Raw genomic sequence first — 1,537 nt, 5'->3', positions numbered from 1 at the left:
CATTATCATCACGAGGGTTTATTGCCGGAACCTTCTCGGGACTCGAATGGATACCGGCGTTATACGATTGCCGATCTGACACTGTTACTGAGGATCCGACATCTCCGAGAGTTAGGCCTTAGCGTTTCTAGCATTCGTGAGGTTCTTCAGCGAGGGCAAGAACAAGGACTGCGCGATGTGCTCATTGAGCTTGATCAAGATCTTGAGGTACAGCAGCAATCAATAGCTGCGATGCGTAAGCGCTTACAAGCTCTGCTCAACAGCGAAGAACTTAGCTCTCTCAGCGAAATGGACACCGCTCCGTCACGTGGAGTTTTTGTTCAATTGCGTGCTCTGGGGGCTTATGGTCCGACATTCCAATTGGAACACACTATGATGAGTGCAGTACCAGAAGAGGCGGCCCAGGAGTGGTCAGATTTATGGAACCGCATACTGTCCGACCCTGAAGATGCTCAATCGTTGGCCACCGCCTATGCTGAGTTTGATGCATTGGGTACCAGCCCAGCAGATGATCCACGCATTGGTGTGTTTGCTGAAAGGATCTGGCAGCTCATTCCACACGAATACCTTGACCAGCTTGTTGTTAGCCAGTCGGATACCGCACACCCGCTCGTGCATGCGCTGATGGAGCAGCTGTCATCAGCGCAGCGCAGCGTTATGCATCAACTCTTGGCGCGCATCTCATCCCACGAGGGACCCGTGAACAGGAGACTTAGTGATGAAGAAACTCCGTAAAATTCTGGGCACGGTCTTACCTTTAGTGATTGTTGTCGAGCTTGTACTCCTCTTCAGCGGAGTCTTGGACTTAGTATCGGCTGTCTGGGTGGTGATTTTGGTTGAAGTCTCCCTCTTGATATTCGTCATATTTGAGTTTTGGGTCATTGCCAAGGCTGTCTCCGCTGCAAGGCGCTCCGGCACAGAATTGTCGTTTGCGCTGGAGAACGTTATGTCAGAGTTCTTCCCCAACCTCGTCGCTCGTGCCTTGAGGCACGATATTTTGTTGCTAAGAGCCATTGGGATGCTGCTGACCGGACGCCGCGATGTGAAACAACATGAGGTTGCCTTGCCATATTCAGGCCCACTGGTGCCCATGCTTGCAGTCATTACAGTTGTCGATGGTGTCGTTGCTTTCGGGCTTCACATGCTCATACCTGCGGGGTGGGTAAGAACTCTTGTACTCATCGTAGGGCTGCTGGGCCTGATCTGGCTCTTCGGTTTCATCGCAGCTCTGATCGTTTATCCTCATACTTTGAGCGACGATCGACTCAGACTGCGATTTGGGGCCTTTCAGGACATTATTGTGCCTCGTGAGATGATTATTGCAGCCGAGCGGTTCACCGGAAAACCCGCCTCTACCCGTGCCGCTACGTGTCTTGACGGGGCACTGATCATGGTAGTTGCCAATCAGGCCAACATGAGGTTGAAGACCCATGCCATGGAGAATATCGTGACATTAAATCCCAAATTAGCGGATCATAAGATAGACCAGATCTTCTTCTATACCGATAGCCGCAATACCGCTCGCAAAGCTCTGACA

Annotated in this window: 2 protein-coding genes; both read left to right on the top strand. The window is 51.5% G+C overall.

Annotated elements, in window-relative coordinates; genetic code table 11:
* Nucleotides 1–735 (top strand): helix-turn-helix domain-containing protein (locus A6F49_RS14685; protein WP_150119534.1); only part of this gene is annotated, 735 nt, incomplete at its 5' end.
* Nucleotides 716–1,537 (top strand): hypothetical protein (locus A6F49_RS14680; RefSeq protein WP_150119533.1); only part of this gene is annotated, 822 nt, incomplete at its 3' end. The genes A6F49_RS14685 and A6F49_RS14680, both read left to right, overlap by 20 nt.

The organism is Enteractinococcus helveticum, from assembly GCF_001657475.1.
GTDB lineage: Bacteria > Actinomycetota > Actinomycetes > Actinomycetales > Micrococcaceae > Yaniella > Yaniella helvetica.
Note: the sequence above shows the minus strand (reverse complement) of the source record. Positions and strands in the feature narration are given on the sequence as shown.